This window comes from Micromonospora sp. NPDC002411 (assembly GCF_053592955.1).
On the sequence record NZ_JBSFBM010000008.1, the window covers coordinates 15,071 to 32,275 of the forward strand.

The following is a 17,205-nucleotide window of genomic DNA, read 5'->3' on the forward strand; positions in this document are numbered from 1 at the left end:
CCGTCCGGTTGCTGCACACTGGCGCCGTGGATGCTGGACACGACAGGCGGCCCTCGGGCGGCGACGGCGGGCTGCGCTCCGCCGTGGTGGTCAACCCGGTGAAGGTCGACGATCTCGACGAGCTGCGCCGGACCGTCGACGACGCCCTCGCCGCGGCCGGCTGGCCCGCGCCGCAGTGGTACGAGACCACCCCCGACGACCCTGGCCGGGGCCAGACCGAACAGGCCGTCAAGGACGGCGTCGACCTGGTCTTCGCCTGCGGCGGCGACGGCACCGTGATGTCCTGTGTCAGCGCGCTGGTGGGCACCGACGTGGCCCTGGCCGTGCTGCCCCAGGGCACCGGCAACCTGCTCGCCGCCAACCTGGGCCTCTCCACCGACCTGGCCGCCGGGTTGCAGGTCGCCGTCGAGCGGGGCCGACGACTGCTCGACGTCGGCGCCGTCGAGGACAAGTACTTCACAGTGATGGCGGGCATGGGCTTCGACGCCCAGATGCTCGAAGCCACCAACGAGACCACAAAGGCCCGCATCGGCTGGCCCGCGTACGTGATGGGCGCCGCCCGCCACCTGCGGGACCGGCCGATGCGGGTGCAGATCCGCATCGACGACCGCCCACCGGTACGCCGCCGGGCCCGCTCGGTCCTGATCGCCAATGTCGGCCGACTCCAGGGCGGCGTCACACTGCTCACCGAGGCCGAGCCGGACGATGGTTGGCTCGACGTCGCAGTGCTCACCCCGCACAACCTGCGGCACTGGCTCGCGCTCGGCTGGGCGGTGGTCCGCCGCCGCGGTGAGGTGCCCCGGATGGAGGTCTTCCGCGGCAAACGCGTGGTGATCATCAGCAACCGGGCCCAGCCGCGTGAGCTGGACGGCGACCTCATCTCCCCGGGCCGGCAGCTCCGGGCGGAGATCCGACCGGAGTCGCTCTGGCTCTGCGTCCCCCAGCCCGAGGACGCACCTGACCTGGCCGTCGACGCGCAGGGCGCCGGGAAGCGGGGCGAGCAGCTGATCGAGGAAGCGCGCCGTGAGTAGCACCAAGATCGTGCCGGAGACCCGGCTGATGGCCGACGAGGAGCTGTCCGCCGACGACGCCTGGCACACACTGCGCCGGCAGGGCGGCTGGCACCTGCTGCGCGACGCGTTCATCAGGTTCCGCTACGGCGACGGCTTCAGCCACTCCCGGGCCTTCGCGCTGCAACTCTGTCTCGCCGTGGTGCCGTTCCTGATCGCCCTCACCGGGCTGATCAGCGAGCTGGGCGTCGAGGAGGGCGGCCGGGTCGTCGCCGACACCGTGCTGGCGCTCACCCCCGGTCAGAGCGCGGAGGTCGTCGGCGACCTGCTCGGCGAGGGCGAACGCGTCGAGGACGCCGGCGAGCTGGCACTGACCCTCGGTCTGCTCACCGGCCTGTTCGCGCTGACCACCACGATGGCCCAGATCGAGCGGGGCGCCAACCGCATCTACGGCGTCGAACGGGACCGCCCGGCGCTGCGCAAGTACCTCCGCGCCGCCGTGCTGGCCGTCACCGCCGGCCTGCCCGCCCTCGCCGGCTTCCTGATCCTGGTCGGCGGCGGCGCGATGGGCCGCTCGGTGCGAGAGCACTACGAGTGGGGTGCGCTCGCCAACGTCATCTGGGACGTGGTCCGCTTCCCCCTCAGCCTCGGGCTGACCGTCCTCGCCGTGGCCGTGCTGTTCCGGCACGCCCCGCGTCGCAACCAGCCCGGCCTGTCCTGGCTGTTCTTCGGCGCCGGTATCGCGACGGCCCTGTGGTGGCTGGCCAGCCTGCTGCTCGCCGCGTACGTGCGGTTCAGTGACGGTTTCGGGCAGACCTACGGCGCGTTGACCGGCATGATGGCGCTGCTGCTCTGGGCCAACCTGACGGGCATGGCGCTCTTCGGCGGGCTGGCGTTCGCCGCCCAACTGGAGGCGCTGCGCATCGGTGTCCAGGAGCCGGCCCAACCGGACCTGTGGGAGCCCGACACCGACCGGGCCGAACTGCTCGACACCGGGGACATGACAGCCCTGTAGCGACGCCTCGCGTGTACGCGTGACGCGGATCGGGTAAAGCGCCTCGCCAGAGCCGACAAGGGAGGTGCGGGGTGACCGCGGTCAAAGAGGTGGCACGGCGCCCGCTCGGGCATTTCGCCGAACGGAGCATCGCCGGCCTGGTGGCCGTCACCGGCGCCGGGGTGGCCTTCGGGCTGCTGTTGATGCTCGTGCGGGTGCGGTGGAGCCCCCTGCAGGATGCCGACCACGCCGCCGCCGAGTGGTTCAACGGGCTCGTCGCCCCACATCACGCGCTCGTCACCGTCCTCCAGGCGGTGACCGACCTGGGTGGCCGACCGATCCTCATCTGGTTGGTCACCATCGCCGTGGTCGGGCTGCTGATCCGGCGCCAGCCTCGCCTCGCCGTCTACCTGATCATCACCGGGGTCGGTGGCCTGATCCTGGACCCGTCCCTGAAGACGTTGGTCGGCCGGCTCCGCCCGATCGTGGACGTGCCGATCGCCAGCGCCCCCGGCAACAGCTTCCCGAGCGGGCACGCGCTCGGCTCGTTCGTCGCGTACGGGGCGCTGCTGCTGGTGTTCCTGCCGGCCATGGCGCCCCGCTGGCGTAAGCCGGCGATCGTCGGCGTCGGCGTGCTGGTGGCACTGATCGGTCTGACCCGGATCGCGCTGGGCGTGCACTTCGTCTCGGACGTGCTGGGCGGTTGGCTGCTCGGCGCGGCCTGGCTGGGCGTCACCGCGTACGCCTTCCGGCTGTGGCGTCGCGAGCGCGGGCGACCGGTGCCGCCGCTCACCGAGGGCCTGGAGCCGGAGGCGGGGCACGACATCGCGCCCGCCCCGGCCGAGGAGCACGTGCTGGCCCACCCCCGCTCCGCGGTGGCCGAGCTGCTGGTCGGCTGGGTGCTCGTGTTCGGTGCGCTCTACGGCTTCGGCACCTACGTCAGCTACCACGCCAAGGGCACCTTCTTCGACACGCTCGACACCGACGTGCCGCGCTGGTTCGCCGAGCGGCACACCGACACGTTGACCGAGGTGAGCTGGTGGTGGAGCAAGTTCGGTGACACCCACGCGATCCTGCTGATCTCGTTGGTGTTCTGTCCGCTGGTGCTGGCGGTGTGGCGGCGCTGGAGGCCGGTGCTGTTCGTGGTGCTGGCGATGGTCGGTGAGCTGACCCTGTTCCTCGCGTCGGCCCGAGCCGTCGACCGGCCCCGCCCGGCGGTGGAGAACCTCGACGGGCAGATGCCCACCTCGTCGTTCCCGTCCGGGCACATCGCCGCCACGATCTGCGTCTGGCTGGCGATCACCCTCATCGTGTTCCCGCGTACCGACAGGTGGTGGCGTTGGATCTTCGTGGGGTTGGCAGTGCTCATGCCGGTCGGCGTGGCCACCTCCCGGATGTACCGGGGGATGCACCACCCGACCGACTTCATGGGCGCGATCCTGCTCTCCGCGCTCTGGATCGGGCTGCTCTACCTCGTGATCCGTCCCAACGCCGACCTGAAGGAGGGCAACCAGCCGGCCATCGAGTCGGAGGACGTGGACACCCTCGACGACGAGCTGGCGCGGGCCGGCCGGGCGGACTGAGCGTCGCCGTGCTGCGGGTGATGACCTGGAACATCCGCACCGGCGGTCGGGACCGTGGCGGCTCCGGCCGGCTGGACCGGGTGGTCCAGGTCATCCAGGAGCAGGCACCGGACGTGCTGGCCCTCCAGGAACTGCGCGGCTTCGACCGCGACGGGCTGATGGGAGCCGTGGCGGATCGGGTGGGGATGACACCACACCTGGCCCGGTCCTGCTTCGGGCAGCCGGTCGCGGTCCTGGTCCGTCCGCCGTACCGGGTCGTCGACACGGGGACCCTGCGCCGGCCGTTCCACCACGCCGCCGCCCGCGTCGTGGTGGACACCGCCGCCGGCCCGTTGACCGTCTTCGGCACCCACCTCTATCCGTACTCCGGCGGGCGACGGCGGATGGAGGTCGACTGGCTGGCCGCCGCGATGCGACGCAGCCGAGGGCCGCTGACACTGCTCACCGGTGACCTCAACTCGCTCGACCCGACCGTCGACCACAGCGCGCGCCTGGCCGGCATGCCCACCCTCTACCGGCGGCGGCACCTGCGTCGGGGCGGTGGCGCGGTGGACACCCGGGCGATCGCCCGGCTGCTCGCCGCCGACCTGGTCGACCTGTGGCCGGCGTGCAACGTCGGGGCGCCGGAGGCCGACGGCCACACCGTTCCCACCGGGTTCGGCGGTGCCGAGTTCGCCGGGATGCGCCTGGACTATCTGCTGGGCACCCGTGCCCTGGCGGAGCGGGTGCGCGACTGCCGGGTGATCCGCGGCGGAGCGGCGGGCACGGCCTCCGACCACTATCCACTCCTGGCCACCGTCGACCTGTGACCGGAAGGGGCCCCCGCGCGTGGCGCGGCACGGCTACCGTGCCCACCGTGACCGACCGCCCCACCGTCCGGCCGCCGCTTCCCGGGCCACCGGCCGATCGTCCGGCCGCGCCGACGGTGACGCTCGCCGCCCGAGCCCCGTCGGCCGTGCACACGGCCGAGCCGGCCACCGTCGCGTTTCCGCTCGTCGCGGCCGTCGCGCGCGGTGTCGCGCTGGTCTTCGTGCTGCCGGTACGCCTGCTCTGGGAGCTGATCGCGGCTACCGGCCGGCTGCTGTACCGGCACCTGCTCAGCCCGACCGGTCGGTTCCTACGCGACTGGCTGGTGGCACCGCTGGTCTGGGCCCTGCACCGGCTGCTGTGGCGTCCGCTGGTCTGGTGCGCTCACAACCTGGTCTGGCTCCCGCTGACCTGGGTGGCCCGCAACCTCCTCTGGTTGCCACTGGTGTGGCTCGGCCAGGGTGTCGCGTGGGTGGCGCGCACTCTCGTCTGGTCGCCGCTGGTGTGGCTGGCCCTGGGCGTCGCGTGGGTTGCCCGGACTCTCGTCTGGTCGCCGCTGGTGTGGCTGGCGTGCGCCCTCGCCTGGGTGGCCCGCACGGTGGTCTGGTCGCCGCTGGTGTGGTTGGCCCGCCGAGGGCTGCGCCCGCCTCTCCTGGCTCTGGGTCGCGTGCTGGTCTGGCTCACCGAGCATCTGGTCCTGCGGCCGCTGCGATGGGTGGGCGCGGCGCTCACCCCCGCCGGCCGCCTGTTGTGGCGCGGCGTCGGCATGCTCGCCGGGGCGTTGGGCGCCGCGCTCGCCGGGCTCGTACGCGGAATCCGTTGGGTCGTCGTGGGGTTCGGCCGGTTGGTCGTCGTGGTGGTGGTCGGTGCGTGGCGGACCGCCGGTTGGGTACTGCGGCTGGTCTACCGACTGGTCCTGCGCCCGATCGGCCACGGGTTGCGCTGGTTGTGGCGGCACACGGTGCGTCCGCTGCTGTCGGGCGTCCGTTGGGTCTGGTCGGTGACGGTCGTGCCGGTGGCGCGCGGCCTGCGAGCGGTCTGGCGGGCAACCGTCACGCCGGCGGCCCGCTGGACCCGCCGCGCGGTGCTCGACCCGGCCCGCATGGCCTCCCGGGAGGTGCTCACCGCTCTGGGGCTGCGTCGCTGACCGCGCCTTACAGCACCAGGTTGACCAGGACGGTCAGCACTACCGAGGCCACGATCGAGAAGAGGATCATCAGGAGGCAGCCGATGCCACCACCGAGTGGGCGGATCTCCGTGTTACCGAAACGCATGAGGTTCACCTGTCCGTGAGTGCGGATGTGGGGCGAGGAGTTGGCGGATCGCGTCCGCGACCGCCGTCGGAGCGGTAGTGACCACGTTGTGCGCGGCACCGGGTACGACAGTCAGGGTGGCGTCCGGCACGAGCCGGGCCGCCTGGTCGCGCCACCGTGCCGGCGCCACCGGGTCTCGACCGCCGCTCAGCACGAGGGTCGGTGCGGTGATCCGCACGAGGTCCGCCTCGATCGCGTTGTGCACCGAGTGCGACAACGTCGCGAAGACCCGCCAGGGCCGGGCGTCCCAGATGTCGCGGACCAGGATCGGCGCCTGCAACGGTGCCTCGCGCAGGGTGTCGACCAGCCACCTGCCGAACAGGGCCCGCCGGGTTCGGGCCACTGGGTCACTGGTCGGCCCGGCCAGCACCAGCGCGCGTACCGCACCCGGGTGGTTCGCGGCGACCGCGGCGGCGACCTCCGCGCCGAACGAGTGCCCCACCAGGCAGACCGGCGGCAGGTGGTACGCGTCCAGCCAGGCGGCCAGGTGGTCGGCGTGCCGGGCCACGTCGTACGCGCCCCGGGGGTGTTCGGTCAGCCCGAAGCCGGGCAGGTCCGGCGCGTACACCGGGTTGGTGGTGGCGAGCGCGACGGCCAGCGGGGTGAGATAGCGGTGCGAGACGGCCAGGCCGTGCACCAGCACCACTGGCGTCGCCCCGGTCGCCGGGTCGGCACCGCGCTGGGTGTGGGTGCGCAGTCCGTCGACGAGCCGCCAGTCGCTGGTCAGCCCGGCGGCCGGCCGGGGGGCGGCCAGGGCGAGCCGAAGCTCGCCCAGCCCGAACCGCCCACCTGCCGTCGGACGCCTCACAGCTCGCGCAGCCGGGGCAGCAGCTGATCCTGCGCCCAGTCCAGGAACATCGGCTGGCTTTCCCCACCGACCTGGATGATCGCCACGTGGGTGAAGCCCGCGTCGACGAACGTGCGGAACGCCTCGACGTGCGCGTCCACGTCCGGGCCGCAGGAGATGCCCTCGGCGACGTCCTCCTCCCGGACGAACTGGGTGGCGGCGGCGAACGACTCCGGGCCGGGCAGGTCGGCGTTGACCTTCCACCCCATCCCGAACCAGCGGAACTGGTCGTGCACGATCTTGCGGCACTCCGCCTCGTCGGGGCCGTAGCAGATGGCCACCTGCCCGTAGCGGGGCTGGCCGGCACCCCCGGCGTCGTCGTACATCTCGATGATGTGCCGGTCCGGTTCGGTGGAGATGATGCCGCTGCCGTACTCGGCCGCCAGCGTCGCGGACTGCCGGCCGGACGCCGCGATGGCCATCGGCACCGGCCGCTCCGGCCGGTCCCAGACGTAGGCGTCGGGCACGTCGAAGTGGTTGCCGGAGAACGTCAGCGTCTCGCCGTTGAGCAGCGGCCGGATGATCTGCAATGCCTCCTCGAACATCTCGTGTCGCTGCTGCACGTGGGGCCAGCTACCGACGACGTGCTCGTTGAGGTTTTCGCCCGCCCCGAGGCCCAGGGTGAATCGGCCGTCCGAGAGCGCCCCGATCGTGCTGGCCTTCTGCGCCACGACGGCCGGGTGGTAGCGGCGGATCGGGCAGGTCACGAACGACATCAGCTGCGCGCGGGAGGTGGCGTGGGCGACCGCGCCGAGCACCGACCAGGCGTACGGCGAGTGGCCCTGGGAGTCCAGCCAGGGGTAGTAGTGGTCGGACATCACGAGTTGGTCGAAGCCGGCCGCTTCGGCTCGGATGGCGTGGTCCACCAGTTGTTTGGGACCGGCCTGCTCGCTCATCAGGGTGTAGCCGACGCTGACCATCCTGGTTTCCCCTCTCCACCGACGGATCGTTCCCGGGATACCCAGGTCGGTAGCCGTCAACCCTCCCGTCCGGTTCGGCTCCGGCGATGCTTGACGGATCGCGGCGACCTGCCTACCGTCGCTCTTAACCGGTTAAGAGCCGGATGTGGCGCACATCCTGTGGTGGGGATGATCGCCCCGTGACGGCCTGCGCCTGCGTGGGCCGTTGCGGCTGTCCGGGCCCAGAGCCTGTCTACTGAACCGGTTGCGACGGCCTATCCATCGCCCTACGCTGATGCGTGCGCTCCGGGAGCCGGGCGCGGCTGCCGGGCTGCAGCCGCCTTCCCCTGTCTCGTCCCACCCCTGTCGGGCACCGGGGGTTCTCCCTGAGGAAGGCCATGAAGACTCGACTCTCTGCCGTCGGCGCGGCGCTGCTCGCGTTGCTCGTCGCCGTGCTGGCGTTCGGCCAGCCGGCGCACGCGGCGGCCGGCTTCTCCGTCGCGGGCGGCAAGCTGTACGACGCCAACGGCACCGAATTCGTCATGCGTGGCGTCAACCACGCGCACACCTGGTATCCACAGCAGACCAGCTCGTTTGCCGACGTCAAGGCGCTCGGGGCGAACACCGTGCGGGTGGTGCTGTCCAGCGGCGACCGGTGGACCCGCAACACCAACGCCGACGTCGCGAACGTCATCTCACTGTGCAGGGCCAACCGGCTGATCTGCGTGCTGGAGGTGCACGACACCACCGGGTACGGCGAGCAGAGCGGCGCCATCACCCTCGCCCGCGCGGTCGACTACTGGCTCAGTCTCGCCGACGTGCTCGTCGGCCAGGAGAGGTACGTCATCGTCAACATCGGCAACGAGCCGTACGGCAACCAGAACTACGCGTCCTGGGCCACCGACAACGCCAACGCGATCAAGCGCCTGCGTACCGGCGGGCTGACCCACACCATCATGGTGGACGCGCCCAACTGGGGGCAGGACTGGTCGTTCACCATGCGGGACAACGCCGCGTCGGTCTTCGCCGCGGACCCGGCCCGCAACACCGTCTTCTCGATCCACATGTACGGGGTGTTCGACACCGCCGCCGAGATCAGCGACTACCTGGGCCGTTTCCGATCGGCGGGGCTGCCCATCGTGGTCGGTGAGTTCGGCTTCAACCACTCCGACGGGGACCCGGACGAGGACGCCATCCTCGCGTACACCCAAGCCAACGGGATCGGCTGGTTGGGCTGGTCGTGGAGCGGCAACGGCGGCGGCGTGGAGTATCTCGACCTGGCCACCTCCTTCAACCCTGCCAACCTGACCACCTGGGGTCAGCGGCTCTTCAACGGCGTCAACGGCATCCGGCAGACCGCCCGGGAGGCCAGCGTCTTCGGCGGCACCCCGCCGCCGACCACGCCTCCGCCCACCACCCCGCCGCCCACCACGCCTCCGCCGACCACGCCTCCGCCGACGGGTGGCTGCTCGGCGACCTACACGGTGACCAACCAGTGGCAGGGTGGCTTCCAGGGTGAGGTCCGGGTGACCGCCGGCACCGCCGCGATCACGGGTTGGACCACCCGGTGGACGTACGCCAACGGCCAGAGCGTCACCCAGGCCTGGAACGCGACGCTGACCAGCAGCGGAGCCACGGTGACCGCGCGCAACGCGGACTACAACGGCCGACTGGCCGCCGGTGCGAGCACCAGCTTCGGTTTCATCGGCGGCTGGACCGGCAGCAACGCTCCACCGGCGGTGAGCTGCACCGCCAGCTGAACAGGAAGAGTGATGGTGGCCGGGCCCGCGCGGGCCCGGCCACTCCGACCCCGCGCGGGGACCGTCGGTTCGGTCAGTGCTCCCCGGACAGGTTCACGATGACCACCCCGGCGATGATCAGCGCAATGCCGGTGAGCTTGGCCAGCCCGACCCGCTCGTCCAGGAACACCGCTCCGATCGCCACGATGGCTGCGGTGCCCAGACCCGACCAGAGGGCGTACGCGACGCCGACCGGGATCTCCTTGACCGCCTGCGCCAGCAGCAGGAACGCCAGCACGTAACCGGTCAGGCAACCCACCGTCGGCCAGAGCCGGCTGAACCCCGCGGTGCTCTTGAGCAGGCTGGTCGCCAGCACCTCGGCGAGGATGGCGATCCCCAGCAGCACGTACGCCATGCGGTCCCCAGTCCTGAATGCTCGACGGCGGATGTCGGTGGTCAGGCTATCGCCGGCGTCCGCCGTCGCTCGACATCCAACCGGCACCGTCGTCGCGTGGCCCCGTCGCGGCGGCCGGCGGACGACCCCGGCACATCCCACTCGGCCCCTTTGGAGCTGATGTCGCAAACGATTCAGCCGCGCCTGCCCCTCATGACGTGATTCCCTGCCCGCCTGCCCGCCTGCCCGCCTGCCCGCCTGCCCGCCGGCTGCTTACCTGGCCGGCTGCCCCCTGCTCCTTGCCCGGCTGGCTGCGGTGATCGGGTTCGTTGGTTGAGCGCGATATTCATGCGGCGGGCGAATCGTTTACGACATCAGCTCCATAGGCAGTCCGGGACGCCATGTTCGTCTCGCTGCCGACCGCGCCGACCGCGCCAGCCGCGCCACCGCGCCAGCCGCGCCACCGCACCCACCTCGCCGACCGCACCCACCGCGCCGACCGCACCCATCGCGCCGACCATGCCGTGGGTCAGTCCTCGGGTTGCACCGGCGAGGGCTCGGCGGCGAGCCGGGCCGCTCGCATGGTGAGGTAACGCTGCTCGGGCAGGCTGTTCGTGCGCGCGGCGGCGGCCCGGTAGTCGACGATCGCCCGATCCCGGTCGCCGGCCATCTCGTGCAGGTGTGCGCGGGCGGCGGGCAGTCGGTGGTGTCCGGCGAGCTGGGGGTCGTCGGCCAGCGCGTCGACGGCGGCGAGACCGGCTGCCGGCCCGTGCACCATGGCGGTCGCCACTGCCCGGTTGAGCGCCACCACGGGGCTGCCGGCGAGTCGTTCCAGCACCTTGTAGAGCGCCAGGATCTGCGGCCAGTCGGTCGCCTCGGTGCTCGGCGCCTCGTCGTGCAGCGCGGCGATGGCGGCCTGCACCTGGTACGGGCCGACCGGCCCACGCGGCAGCGCCCGGGTGACCAGCGCGACGCCCTCGGCGATCGCCGCCGCGTCCCAGCGGCTGCGGTCCTGGTCGGACAGGGAGATCAGTTCGCCCGAAGGCCCGGTCCGCGCCGGGCCGCGCGCCTCGGTGAGGAGCATCAACGCCAGCAGCCCGGCCGACTCGCTGTCGTCGGGCAGTAGCGTGTGCAGCGCGCGGGTGAGCCGGATCGCCTCAGCCGCGAGGTCGACGCGGCGCAGGTCCGGGCCGGTGGTGCTGGTGTGCCCCTCGGTGAAGATCAGATAGAGCACCTGCCGGACGGCCGTCAACCGGTCGGCGCGCTCGGCCGGCTCGGGCATCCGGAACGGCAGCCCGGACGCGCGGATCCGCTGCTTGGCCCGGCTGATCCGCTGCGCCATGGTCGCCTCGGGCACCAGAAAGGCGCGGGCGATCTCGGCGGTGCTGAGACCGCCGACGGCGCGCAGGGTCAGCGCCACCGCTGACGTCGGGGCGAGCGCCGGATGGCAGCAGAGCATCAGCAGGACCAGGGTGTCGTCCCGCTCGGCGGTCAACTCCTCGTCCGCGGCCGGCGCGTGCCGCTGGTCGTCCGGGTCCCGCCGGGCAACCAGGTCCTCCCGGCGGCGTCGGGCCTGCTCACCGCGGACCAGCTCGATCATCCGGCGGTAGCCGACCTGGATCAGCCAGCCGCGTGGGTTGCCCGGCAGCCCCTCGGCCGGCCACTGGGTAGCGGCGGCCAGCAGTGCCTCCTGCACCGCGTCCTCGGCGGTGGCGAAGTCACCGAAGCGGCGGGCGAGCACGCCGAGGACCTGCGGCGCGAGGTCGCGCAGCAGGTCCTCGACGCGGGAATCGGTGGTCAGCGCTCACAGCTCCTGTGGTGGCGCGGACATCACCGGGTGCACCTCGATCGGCATGTTCAGCGGACGGCCACCCGGGCCGGGCGCGGTGGAGATGTGCGCGGCCAGCTCCACCGCCCGCTGCGGGCTGTCGCAGTCGACGATCCAGAACCCGGCGAGGAACTCCTTCGTCTCGGCGAACGGCCCCTCGGTGACGACCGGCGCACCGCCCTCACCGGCGCGGACGATCCGGGCCTGCTGCGGACCGCCGAGACCCTGCCCGTCGACCCACTCCCCGGCGGCGGTGAGCTTCTCGTTGACCTCGCCCATGAACGCGATGTGCGCCTGGACCTCGGCCGGGGTCCAGGTGTCGATGCCCGGGAAGTCGGTCCCCGCGGCGCTGAACTGCATCAGCAGCATGTACTTCATCGTCTCGCTCCTCACACCTGCGCACCACCCTCGGTGCTCTCACCCTGAGGTAGAAGCAGACGGCACCGTTCTCGACACCCCGACCAAGGATTTTCTAACCGGTCTCGACGACCTCCAGCACCAGGCTCTGCTCCGGGTGCAGCGCGGGCATCTGCAACCCCACCCGGGCCAACGCCGCTCCGGTCAGGACGACACCGTCCGCCAACCAGGCCAGCGTGGACCGGTCGATGGTCGCGGGCAACGGCACGTCCGTCACCGGCCGCACCCGGTAACGGCGCTCCGGGTCCAGGCCGGGCAGCCGGACCGCGCCGGGGGACGGCGTGGCGGAGGTGGCCAGCCGCGCCACCGCGTACACCCCCTGGGTCTTGTCACTGCCGACCACGCCGTGTGCCCAGACGGCCGGGTCCGGGTGGTCGACCCGGACCACCCGGCCGGCGTGCAGCAGCGGGCGCAGCCGTTTGTGCAGTGCGACCCAGGCGGCCAGTTCGGTCTGCTCGGCGGCGCTGATCGAGGCGATGTCCCACTCGATGCCGTGGTGGCCGAAGAGCGCGGTGGCGGCCCGGAAGCCGAGGTCGTGCACCCGGTTGGTGGTGTGCGAGCGCTGCGGGCCGATGTGTGTGCCGACGAGTTCCGGCGGCAGTAGCAGCCCGGTCCAGCGTTGGATGCTGAGCCGTTCCAGGGCGTCGTTGCAGTCGCTGGCCCAGACCCGGTCGGTGCGGGCCAGGATGGCCAGGTCCACCCGGGCCCCGCCGGACGAGCAGCTCTCGATCTCCACGCTGGGATGACGGCTGCGCAGCTGGTCGAAGAGCCGGTACACCGCCAGGGTCTGCCCGTGCACACCGGGCCGGCCGTGGTGCCCGGCCTCGGTGAGGTCCCGGTTCTGGTCCCACTTGAGGTAGCTGATGCCGGGGTGTTCGGTGAGCAGGGCGTCGAGACGTTCCAGCACATAGGCGTACGCCTCGGGGCGGCCCAGGTCGAGCACCTGCTGGTTGCGCCACGCCGGAGGCAGCCGCCCCGGTACGGCCAACAGCCAGTCCGGGTGCGCGCGGAACAGGTCGGAGTCGGGGTTGACCATCTCCGGCTCCACCCAGAGACCGAACTGAAGGCCCTGGCCGGTCACGTGGTCGATGAGCGGTTGCAGACCATCGGGCCAGACACCCTCGTCGACGTACCAGTCGCCGAGGCCGGCGGTGTCGTCGCGCCGACCGCGGAACCAGCCGTCGTCGAGCACGAACCGCTCCACGCCGATCTGCGCGGCCCGGTCGGCGAGGTTCCGCAGCCGGTCCAGGTCGTGGTCGAAGTAGACCGCCTCCCAGACGTTGAGGGTCACCGGGCGGGGGGAGCGCGGGTGTCCGGGTCGGGCCCGCAGGTGCGAGTGGAGTACGTCGCTGAGTCCGTCCAGCCCGACGTCGGACCAGACGGCGTAGAGCAGGGGAGTCTCGTACGACTCGCCGGGGCCGAGCCGGATCTCACCGGGGGCCAGCAGCTCGCCGCCTCCGAGGGTCGACTCGCCGGTGGGCCGGCGCTCGGCGACTGTGACGTGGTCGCCGCTCCACGCGGTGTGCACCGCCCACACCTCGCCGTGGCCGAAGTCGAACCCGGCGGTGCCGGCCACCAGCAGCAGTGTGGCGTCGTGCCCGGTCCGCCCGTGTCGACCCTCACGGACCCAGGCGCCCTGCTGCCACGGGTGCCGTTGCGGGGACCGTTCCCGGCACCAGCGGCCGGTGAGGTCGAGCAGTTCGGTGGCGACCGGGGGCACCGGCAGCACGGGGGCCAGCTCCCGCAGCTCGTACGCGCTGTCGCCGTCGTTGTGCAGCCGGTGCCGAACGGTCAGCAGGCCGTACGGGTCGAGCGTGATCTCGATGGTCAGGGTCAGCCCGGCGGCCGTGTCCGACGCCCGCACCGTCACCCGGGCCGCACCGTCGGCGGGCTGGTCGACGTCCAGGTCGTCGAGGCGGAACGCGGTGGACCAGTCCTGTCCGTCGCGGTGCCCGGCCAGACCCGGGCGACCGCCCCAGCCGGCGCTCGCCTCCGGCAGCAGGGACAGCACGGGCGGCTCGTCGAAGCTGCTCGGCACCACCGGCGGCACTGTCGCGTCGGTGAGCTGGCGCAGGCCGTCGTCGTCGAGGTCGCCGACGTCGCCACCCCAGTGCACGACCCGGGGCAGCCCCGGGCCGCGCGCGTCGAGCACCAGGCTGGTCCGCGCGCGGCGCAGGTGCAGGATCGTCATCCCTTTGAGGCTCCCAAGGTCAGGCCCCGAACGAAGTGTCGCTGGAGCATGAAGAAGATCACGAGCGTGGGGATCGCGACGAGGACGCTGCCCGCCGAGACCAGGTTGTTGTCGGTGAAGAACTCGCCGCGCAGGTTGTTCAGCGAACTGGTCACCGGGAACTTGTCGCCGGTGCGCATCAGGACGGTGGCCCAGAAGAACTCGTTGTAGATCCAGGTCACCTCCAGCGTTGCCAGCGCGGCCAGGGCGGGTCGGCACAGCGGCATGGTGACCTGCCAGTACTGCCGCCAGATGCTCGCCCCGTCGACCATCGCCGCCTCGTACAGGTCGCGGGGGAGCGCCTTCATGTAGTTGCTGAGCACGAAGACGCAGAACCCGCACTGGAAGGCGACGTTGATCAGGATCAGGCCCCAGTAGCTGTCGTAGAGCAACTCGGAGTCGCTCATGAATTCCGGCAGCGGCACCTCGGTGAACAACCGGAACAGCGGGATGAGCAACGCCTGTTGGGGCAGCAGGTTGGCTGCGGTGAACACCCCGAGCAGGACGATGTTGAGCTTCCAACTGAAGCGGGCGATCACGAACGCCACGCAGGACGCGAGGAAGAGGGTCAGCAGCACCGCCGGCACTGTGATGTACAGCGAGTTGAGGAAGTGCTGGCCGAACTCCGCCGTCCGCCAGGCGGTGACGTAGTTGTCGAAGGTCCAGCCGCCGAACGACACGTAACCGTTGGCGGCGGTGTAGTCGTACGAGCGCAGTGAGGTCAGCACCGCCCAGGCGATCGGGAAGAGCCAGGCCAGCGAGACGGCGATGAGGAAACCGTGCAGCAGCAGCCGCTGCGGGGTCAGCTTGCGCCGACGTACAGGAGTGTCGACGCTCATTCCCGGTTCTCCCTCATCACGGTAGCGAGGTAGACGGTGATGAAGACCAGCGATACGACCAGCATGATCGTCGCCAGTGCCGAGCCGAACCCGATCCGGCTCGCCTCACCCACCACGTTCTGGGTGACCAGCGCGGAGAGCAGCTCCAACCCGTTGCGGCCCTTGTTGACCACCCAGACCAGGTCGAACGCGCGCAGCGACTCGATCACGGTCACCACCAGCACGATGATGTTGATCGGCCGCAGCACCGGGAAGACCACCCGGAAGAAGGTGCGGGTCTCGGAGGCGCCGTCGACCGCCGCGGCTTCCCGCAGCGAAGGGTCGACGCCCTTCAGCCCGGCCAGGTAGAGCAGCATGATGTACCCGACGTGCCGCCAGCCGGAGGCGACCAGGACCGCCCAGATGTTGACGTTCGAGTCGCCGTACCAGTCGACGTTGCTGTTGAACGCAGCGTTGATCAGGCCCTGGTCGCGGGAGTACAGCAGCTGCCAGACGAAGCCGATCAGCGCCAGCGAGAGCACCACCGGCAGGTAGAGCGCGGTCTGGTAGAAGCGACTGCCGCGCAGTTCCTTGTCGAGCAGGACGGCCAGGAACATGCCGAAGGGCGTGGCGACCACGAACAGCGCCGCCAACCAGAGCAGGTTGTTCTGGACCGCCGGCACGAACGGCGGGTAGATGTTCACCACGTCGTCGTAGTTGCGCGCGCCGACGAACTCGATCTCGTTGAGTGGGCCGATGCCGTCCCAGTTGGTGCCGGACAGCAGCACGGTGGCTGCCGCCGGTAGCCAGACGAAGCCGGTGACGAGTAGCAGCGGCACGAGCACCATCAGCGTGATGACCACGCGGTCGGTGCGGGACAGGAGCCGTAGCCGCCGGCGGCGACCACCCGTGGGGGTGGTCGTCGCCGGCGGCGGCACGGCGCGATCCGCTTGGATCAGGGGCTGGTCGGACACGATGTCCTCCCCTTTCCGCCGTCAGTCAGTGAAGATCGACTTCTTCTGGTTCTCGATGGACGAGGTGAGCCCGTTGATGTCCTTCGGGTTCTTGATGAACTGCTGGATCGCCGGAATGATCACCGTGGAGGCGAAGTCCGGCCGGGTGTCCCGGTCGAGGAACTGGGCGATCTCGGTGGCCGACCCGACCAGCTCGGCTGCCTTCTTCTGCAGCGCGGTGTAGCCGCCGACGTTCGCGCCGCTGTTGGCGACGAGGATGGCCGGGTCGTTCTTCAACGTGATGTCCGCGGACTCCTTGCCGCCGAAGTACTCCAGCAGCTTGCGCGCGTTGTCCTCGTTCTTCGGCTTGCGGGCCATCATGTAGCCGTCGATCGGGGCGTCCAGCGCCTTGGCGCCGATCGACGGGTCGATCTCCGGGAAGGTGAAGAAGTCGAGGTCGTCCTGCTCCTCGTTGCTGAACTGCTGGCCGACGAAGAGACCGAGCAGGTACATGCCGCTCTTCTTCTGCTGCAACGACTGGGCGGCTTCCTGCCAGGTGCGCCCGAGGCTGTCCGGCTGGTGCAGCGGGAGCAGGCCGGCCCAGGTGTCGAAGACCTTCTTGACCTTGTCGGAGGTCCAGGCCTCCTTGCCAGCCATCAAGTCGATGTGGAACTGGTAGCCGTTGATCCGCAGGTTGAGGATGTCGAAGGTGCCCATCGCCGGCCAGCCGTCCTTGTCGGCGAAGGCGATCGGGATCAGCCCGTCCTTCTTCATCTGCGCACCGAGGTTGGTGAAGTCGGTGATGGTCTTCGGCACCTGGTAGCCGTACTGCTGCCAGACCGACTTGCGGTAAAAGACCGCCCACGGGTAGTACGTCGCCGGGACGAAGTACTGCTTGCCGTCGTCGCCGGTGGACGCCTTCTTGAACGCGTCGGAGTAGCCGGAGAGCTTGCTCCACACGTCGCTGATGTCGCTGGCCAGGCCCTTCTGGGCGAAGAAGCGCATCCGGTAGCCGGCGAACCAGGTGAACACGTCGTCCGGCTTGCCCTGGAGGTAGTTGTTGATGTTCTCCTGGAACGTGTTGTGGTCGACCGTGTTGATTCCAACCTGGACCCCGGACGAGGTCTTGAACCCGTCGGTGACCTTGACCAGGACGTCCTTGGGCTTCGGGTCGGACTGGTTCGAGCCCAGCGACACGTCCTTCGAGGACCCGTCGGAGCCGGAGTCGTCGCCGCAGCCGGCGAGCAGACCGGTGCCGAGCAGCGCTCCCGTGCCGGCCGCGCCGGCCAGCAGCGAGCGTCGGTTGATGCCGGCGACGGAGGGCGGTACGAGCCGAGCCAGGTACTCGGCCTGGGATTGGGGACGGGACATCT

The 17,205-nt window shown here is 71.0% G+C and carries 15 protein-coding genes; 6 read left to right on the forward strand and 9 right to left on the reverse strand.

The features are described from left to right. Positions 1–26: 26 nt before the first annotated feature. The 5 genes from ACWCO3_RS02250 (at position 27) to ACWCO3_RS02270 (ending at position 5,541) form a co-directional block, all read left to right on the forward strand. A complete protein-coding gene (locus tag ACWCO3_RS02250) occupies positions 27–1,031 on the forward strand; it encodes a diacylglycerol/lipid kinase family protein (RefSeq protein ID WP_145784797.1) in 1,005 nt (334 codons plus the stop codon). Next, the gene (locus ACWCO3_RS02255) at positions 1,024–2,025 is read left to right on the forward strand and encodes a YihY/virulence factor BrkB family protein (RefSeq protein WP_145784796.1); all 1,002 of its coding nucleotides are present in this window, start codon (positions 1,024–1,026) and stop codon (positions 2,023–2,025) included. Before ACWCO3_RS02250 ends, ACWCO3_RS02255 begins: the two co-directional genes overlap by 8 nt. Before the next feature lie 71 nt (positions 2,026–2,096). After that, on the forward strand, positions 2,097–3,587 hold the full coding sequence (locus ACWCO3_RS02260) for a phosphatase PAP2 family protein (protein ID WP_358162837.1): 1,491 nt from the start codon (positions 2,097–2,099) through the stop codon (positions 3,585–3,587). An 8-nt stretch (positions 3,588–3,595) separates the two neighbouring features. Continuing rightward, entirely contained in the window at positions 3,596–4,396 is an 801-nt protein-coding gene (locus ACWCO3_RS02265) for an endonuclease/exonuclease/phosphatase family protein (RefSeq protein WP_450008049.1), read from the forward strand. 47 nt (positions 4,397–4,443) lie between these two features. Continuing rightward, complete coding sequence (locus ACWCO3_RS02270; RefSeq protein ID WP_450008051.1) at positions 4,444–5,541, forward strand: hypothetical protein; 1,098 nt, start codon at positions 4,444–4,446, stop codon at positions 5,539–5,541. Positions 5,542–5,654: 113 nt separating this feature from the next. Here ACWCO3_RS02270 and ACWCO3_RS02275 read toward each other — a convergent pair whose 3' ends face one another. Together ACWCO3_RS02275 and ACWCO3_RS02280 are read right to left on the reverse strand one after the other, a co-directional pair. Next, positions 5,655–6,515, reverse strand: coding sequence for an alpha/beta fold hydrolase (locus ACWCO3_RS02275; RefSeq protein WP_450008053.1), 861 nt, complete (start codon positions 6,513–6,515; stop codon positions 5,655–5,657). Continuing rightward, complete coding sequence (locus ACWCO3_RS02280; protein WP_358048682.1) at positions 6,512–7,474, reverse strand: TIGR03557 family F420-dependent LLM class oxidoreductase; 963 nt, start codon at positions 7,472–7,474, stop codon at positions 6,512–6,514. The genes ACWCO3_RS02275 and ACWCO3_RS02280 overlap by 4 nt, the downstream gene beginning before the upstream one ends. 377 nt (positions 7,475–7,851) lie before the next feature. On the opposite strand from ACWCO3_RS02280, the gene ACWCO3_RS02285 reads away from it, so the two are divergent. Then, entirely contained in the window at positions 7,852–9,213 is a 1,362-nt protein-coding gene (locus ACWCO3_RS02285) for a cellulase family glycosylhydrolase (protein ID WP_450008056.1), read from the forward strand. 73 nt (positions 9,214–9,286) lie between these two features. Here ACWCO3_RS02285 and ACWCO3_RS02290 read toward each other — a convergent pair whose 3' ends face one another. From ACWCO3_RS02290 to ACWCO3_RS02320, 7 genes are all read right to left on the reverse strand, one after another. Beyond that, positions 9,287–9,607, reverse strand: a complete 321-nt coding sequence (locus ACWCO3_RS02290; RefSeq protein WP_145784789.1) for a DMT family transporter — start codon at positions 9,605–9,607, stop codon at positions 9,287–9,289. 508 nt (positions 9,608–10,115) lie between these two features. Next, positions 10,116–11,327 carry an RNA polymerase sigma factor gene (locus ACWCO3_RS02295; protein WP_425280551.1) on the reverse strand — a complete coding sequence of 404 codons (1,212 nt, stop codon included), beginning with the start codon at positions 11,325–11,327 and terminating at the stop codon, positions 10,116–10,118. 63 nt (positions 11,328–11,390) lie between these two features. Further along, positions 11,391–11,792, reverse strand: a complete 402-nt coding sequence (locus ACWCO3_RS02300) for a YciI family protein (RefSeq protein WP_357833327.1) — start codon at positions 11,790–11,792, stop codon at positions 11,391–11,393. 94 nt (positions 11,793–11,886) lie between these two features. After that, positions 11,887–14,022, reverse strand: a complete 2,136-nt coding sequence (locus tag ACWCO3_RS02305; RefSeq protein ID WP_450008059.1) for an alpha-galactosidase — start codon at positions 14,020–14,022, stop codon at positions 11,887–11,889. Further along, complete coding sequence (locus ACWCO3_RS02310; protein WP_145784785.1) at positions 14,019–14,900, reverse strand: carbohydrate ABC transporter permease; 882 nt, start codon at positions 14,898–14,900, stop codon at positions 14,019–14,021. Before ACWCO3_RS02310 ends, ACWCO3_RS02305 begins: the two co-directional genes overlap by 4 nt. Then, positions 14,897–15,853, reverse strand: coding sequence for a carbohydrate ABC transporter permease (locus ACWCO3_RS02315; protein WP_145784784.1), 957 nt, complete (start codon positions 15,851–15,853; stop codon positions 14,897–14,899). The genes ACWCO3_RS02310 and ACWCO3_RS02315 overlap by 4 nt, the downstream gene beginning before the upstream one ends. Positions 15,854–15,874: 21 nt before the next feature. Further along, complete coding sequence (locus tag ACWCO3_RS02320) at positions 15,875–17,203, reverse strand: ABC transporter substrate-binding protein (RefSeq protein WP_450008062.1); 1,329 nt, start codon at positions 17,201–17,203, stop codon at positions 15,875–15,877. Between the last annotated feature and the right edge of the window lie 2 nt (positions 17,204–17,205).

Excerpts from the sequence above, each read along its gene's own strand:
- ACWCO3_RS02280 (WP_358048682.1), bottom strand. The coding sequence starts at position 7,474 with ATGGTCAGCGTCGGCTACACCCTGATGAGCGAGCAGGCCGGTCCCAAA.
- ACWCO3_RS02285 (WP_450008056.1), top strand. The coding sequence starts at position 7,852 with ATGAAGACTCGACTCTCTGCCGTCGGCGCGGCGCTGCTCGCGTTGCTC.
- ACWCO3_RS02290 (WP_145784789.1), bottom strand. The coding sequence starts at position 9,607 with ATGGCGTACGTGCTGCTGGGGATCGCCATCCTCGCCGAGGTGCTGGCG.
- ACWCO3_RS02300 (WP_357833327.1), bottom strand. The coding sequence starts at position 11,792 with ATGAAGTACATGCTGCTGATGCAGTTCAGCGCCGCGGGGACCGACTTC.
- ACWCO3_RS02305 (WP_450008059.1), bottom strand. The coding sequence starts at position 14,022 with ATGACGATCCTGCACCTGCGCCGCGCGCGGACCAGCCTGGTGCTCGAC.
- ACWCO3_RS02310 (WP_145784785.1), bottom strand. The coding sequence starts at position 14,900 with ATGAGCGTCGACACTCCTGTACGTCGGCGCAAGCTGACCCCGCAGCGG.
- ACWCO3_RS02320 (WP_450008062.1), bottom strand. The coding sequence starts at position 17,203 with ATGTCCCGTCCCCAATCCCAGGCCGAGTACCTGGCTCGGCTCGTACCG.